This window comes from Lacticaseibacillus camelliae DSM 22697 = JCM 13995, assembly GCF_001436615.1.
Classification (GTDB): Bacteria; Bacillota; Bacilli; order Lactobacillales; family Lactobacillaceae; genus Lacticaseibacillus; species Lacticaseibacillus camelliae.
The window spans coordinates 1-4,495 of record NZ_AYZJ01000055.1 but is presented as its reverse complement, the minus strand read 5'-3'; the positions used below and the strand labels follow the sequence as shown (position 1 = coordinate 4,495).

General features: G+C 51.0%; 4 protein-coding genes. All 4 read left to right on the top strand.

The annotated features are described in order from the left end of the window. A partial coding sequence (locus FC75_RS09130; protein WP_056989711.1) for an IS5 family transposase occupies positions 1–1,097 on the top strand: 1,097 nt, incomplete at its 5' end. A gap of 464 nt (positions 1,098–1,561) precedes the next feature. Beyond that, entirely contained in the window at positions 1,562–2,842 is a 1,281-nt protein-coding gene (locus FC75_RS09125; RefSeq protein WP_033572651.1) for a replication initiation factor domain-containing protein, read from the top strand. A 77-nt stretch (positions 2,843–2,919) separates the two neighbouring features. Then, a complete protein-coding gene (locus tag FC75_RS09120; RefSeq protein WP_033572650.1) occupies positions 2,920–3,126 on the top strand; it encodes a DUF3173 domain-containing protein in 207 nt (68 codons plus the stop codon). Beyond that, on the top strand, positions 3,119–4,393 hold the full coding sequence (locus FC75_RS09115; RefSeq protein WP_082623135.1) for a tyrosine-type recombinase/integrase: 1,275 nt from the start codon (positions 3,119–3,121) through the stop codon (positions 4,391–4,393). Before FC75_RS09120 ends, FC75_RS09115 begins: the two co-directional genes overlap by 8 nt. Positions 4,394–4,495 lie beyond the last annotated feature (102 nt).

Genomic DNA, 4,495 nt, shown 5'->3' with positions numbered 1-4,495 from the left:
TGGCAGAAGGTGGTAAGATCCATGGCACGGGTGGTAAATTCGAATGGCCGCCTTCAATCATCACTGATGAAGTCCGTGAGAAGCTAGAAGCGATTGTGCCCGGAGCTCACGTGCTAATTACTGATGCCACCGCCGTGCCGATCAAGATTCAGTTTCCTCAAGATGCCTCCTTACTAAACAAAGCTCGGCTGAACCTTGAAGAGATGGTGTTTAAGATGGCGCAAGGGCTACAAGTTGCAATCCCGCGGACTTATAAGCGCTTGGCTAAGGCAACATGGACTGAATATTCACGCCACCCTGGCCGTCAGGCCAAGGCCCGGCGCAAGCAGATTAAAGCCCAGCTGCAGTACATTCGGCGAGACCTGCGCTACGTGGATGAACTGTTGAGCCAAGGCGGAGAAGCACATCTGACAGAATGGCAAATCAACCGGCTCGCAGTTGTCCGTAAGGTCTACGATCAGCAAAAGTACATGTACGACAACAAGACTCATAGCGTTCCTGACCGGATTGTCAGTCTCAGCCAACCGTACATTCACCCGATTGTTCGCGGTAAAGCTAAGGCACGCGTTGAGTTCGGTGCCAAGATTGACTGCTCAATTTTAGACGGAGTTATTGACGTTGAGCGTTTTGACTTCGAGAGCTTCAATGAAAGCACTGATCTGGCCGCAACCCTCGATCATTGTTGGGATACACTGGGGCAGTATCCCGATGAGGTACTAGCTGACACCCTGTACCGAACCCGAGCGAATATTGCATTGTGCAAGGAGCTGGGCATCAAACTGAGTGGGCCTAAGCTGGGCCGCCGGCCGAAGCATGTAGATGCCAAGCAGCGCAAGCTGGATACTGATGCGGAGAACAGACGCGGTGCGATTGAACGCAAGTTTGCCTTCTTGAAAGTCTCGCTTGGGCTTGATTTAGTGAACACAAGAACCGCTGAATCTCTGGTGGTCGAAGTTGATTCAGCTATTGTGTTGGCTAACCTCATGCTTCTTTTGGGTATTTTTTCTATACCAATTTCCGTCATTACCCACAGAGCCGGCAAAACATATCAAATCAACTATAAAGTCATCACTGAACGGCCTAAGTCAGCAGCCTAGTTCAGTACTGACTAGTGTAAGCATTGGTTTATTTCATCTTGAGGTCCATATTATTGCTTTTATTGGCAATGATATGGGCTTTTTTTGATGGGAGAGAATTAATTTCGAGTTAACTGGAAGTCTTGTGGGATTATGATCCTCTATATTAAAAATACGTTACAGTTCGAATTTTTGTTTCAAAACGCGTCCTACAAACCGTCTGTATATGGTGAGAGCGAAAGTTCTCACAGACCTTCCGGAAGGGTCTTGCAACGTACGCCGCCGTGCGCGGCGTGCAGCGCGAAAGCCGCTAGCGCGAGCGGCGGCGGTCGGCGTTAGCCGGCCGCCACAAGCCCCCGGTCTCTAATAGGGGGGCAAATATTAGAGACAAAATACATGTAAGTAGGACGAAAGCGCCGGTGGCAAGCCACTTTGCGTAAGCAGATAGGTGGCTTTGCTGTCAGGTCGCTTCGAAAGGAGCTAACATGCTGAAAGATTTGAACTTAGTCGGCGGGATGACGAATACCGACTGGCTAAACCAGTTTCATGATGAGATGCGCACGCACAAGATCACTCAGGGCCAATTAGCGAAGACGGCTGATTACAGTCGATCGCATTTGAACCAGCTGCTGACGGGAAACAAGCCGATTAACCAACAAGCGCGGTTGCGATTGACGTTGGCACTGCGGTCGTTGACCGGCCAGAACAACGTTGACGTCTGTATTGATTACTTGGGCGTTACCTTCAAGTCGCACGACTATGAAGAACTGGTGACCGAACTGTTCCAGATTAACCTGAATCACTTTAATCTCAAAGAAGGGGCGCGATACGGGTACGCGGCGACCTTCAAATGTGGTGAAATCGATGTGTTGCTGTCGCCGTATCAAGATGTGAATGCAGACGGTTATGATCCAAGCGAAGACAGTGGCACAATGATTGAACTGAAGGGCCAAGGCTGCCGCTATGTTGAATCGTATTTGCGCCAGCAGAATCGCACCTGGTACGACTTCCTAGAGACGTGCATTGCGCTTGACGGTCATTTCACCCGAGTTGACCTCGCCATCAATGATCGCAATGGCTTGCTTGACGTACCAACCTTGATTGAGAAGTGTGACCGTGATGAATTCACCTCACGTTTTCATGGTTTCCGAGATAATCGCACCAAGCAGTGGAAGGTATCGGGCAGAACCTTGTATCTGGGGTCGCCGCAAAGTGAAGTGTACTTCTGTATTTACGACAAGGCTTTTGAGCAACACCAGAAGCACCCTGAGATTGCGATTGAAGATCAGCCGATACGGACACGCTTTGAAGTCCGGTTACGTCGCAAACGCGCCGCTGCGGCAATTAAGAATTTGTTGGCAGAGCATGATCCAGAGAAAGTTGTGTTCGGCATCATCAATCGCTACCTGCGTTTTTTGACGCCGAGTCACAAAGCGAAGAGTCAGTGGGCGACAGATCCGCGCTGGGATGCTTTCATCGGCAATTATCGCGACAAGCTGCGACTTTCTACCAATCCTGAACCATTGAGTTACGCGCACATTACCCGTTGGCTCAAGAAGCAGGTCGCGCCGTCGCTGAAGATGTTGCAGCTGATTGATCAGTACAATGGCACTACTGAGCTGAAGGCGATTATTGACGGCGGCAAGTTGACGCAACGCCACTGGGACTTGATTCACCACTATCAGCATCACCGCAACGGCGTTTTGACGGATTCAGAACCGAGTGAGACATCAAAAAAGAGCGACTATGCCGACCAAAGCAAGTAGTCACCCTTCACAGATAAGATTTGGGTCCTATCTGGTTTGATTATCTCACTTCAATCAATGAGAAGGAAGTGACGTAATTGGATAAGAGTTTTGTCTGCTATCAAGATCTGATGGCATTAGGTTTTAAGCAGCACACCGCGCGCAATATTATTAGACAAGCGAAGCAAAGGATGGTACAAAAGGGTTATCCCTTGTATCTCAACCGAAACTTAGGGCGCGTGCCGCGTTCTGTCGTTGAGTCCATTCTCGGGTCACCGATGAATGGAGCTGTTGAGAATGAGTAAAACCAAATATCCAGGCGTATTCATAGACGCCAAAGGTAACTTCTACTATGAAACCGAGTTGGGCACCGATAAGATGAGTGGCAAGCGCGTCCGCAAGAAAGGGCGGAAGGACAGTCAAGGAATGCCATTCAACACTGCGTTTGCGGCGAACAAGGAACTTACGCGGGTGAAGCGTGAATATCATGAGGCGCATGGGTTTACGAACTTTCGCATGACCTACCGCCAGTTCATGAAAGACGCGTATATCCCAGCGTACAAAACCGACGTGGAGGAAAGCACCTTCGCTGTCCGTAATCGCAGCTTTGATATCTGTATCGCCCGCTTTGGCGACCAGCTGTTGCGCGATATCGATATCACCGACGTGCAGAACTTCCGCACGTGGCTGCTCACGGATGAAAAAGACGGCGGTGCGGGCTACTCGCAAGGCTATGCTGGTTTGGTGTTCGGCTGCTTCCGCAAGTCCCTTGACCATGCGGTGCAGATGCAGTACCTGTCCAGCAATGTGTCGAAGCGGGTCAAGGCGATCCCTAAGGCCAAAAGCAGCGTGCCGTTTTGGACGAAAGCTGAGTTTGAACAAGTCATCGCGCAAATCTGCATTGATGACATTTACGGTCACCTGAACTTCGTGATGTTGTGGCTGTACTTCCTGACTGGCGTGCGCGTCAACGAAGGCACGGCGCTGTGGTGGCGAGATGTTGATCTCGCCAAGAAGCAGCTGCACGTTGACCACATGCTGGTGATGAAGAACCGGCATGACTGGGAGCGCCACGACTACACGAAGACAGACAGCGGCAAGCGCATCTTGACGCTTGATGATGACACCGTGGCAATTCTATGGCGCTGGCGCGAGGTGCAGAAGAGTTTCGGTCTGGGTGGGGTTGATGACTTCATCATGACCTACGATGGCTTGCCGATGACCAAGTCCACGATCTCGAGGATTATCCACCGCTACGCCAAGTTGGCGCAGGTGCACCCAGTCGAAGGCAAAGGGCTGCGCCACAGTCATGCGTCGTATCTCATCAATGAGTTCAACGTCTCCGTACTGGTGTTGTCCAAGCGCTTAGGCCATTCGTCACCTGAGATCACGCTGAAGCACTACTCGCACTTATGGGGCGGACTGGATGCAGATATCGCCGAACAGATTGCGGGTAACATCACGATCAAGACGGCGGGTCAGAATCAGGTGCGGTTCGTGGGGAATCAGGCGGTAAAGTACGATCAACTAAGCCCCGCCAAACTCCCCGCCAAAACAGTGGCTGAGGCATAGAAACCTAGTGATGACGCGGGATAGTGCCGCTGAAGATACGCTCGAATGGGCAGTGGCCGTCAGCGTGAGCTTATTGCCTGACTTCGTAATCTTGAGGTTTGC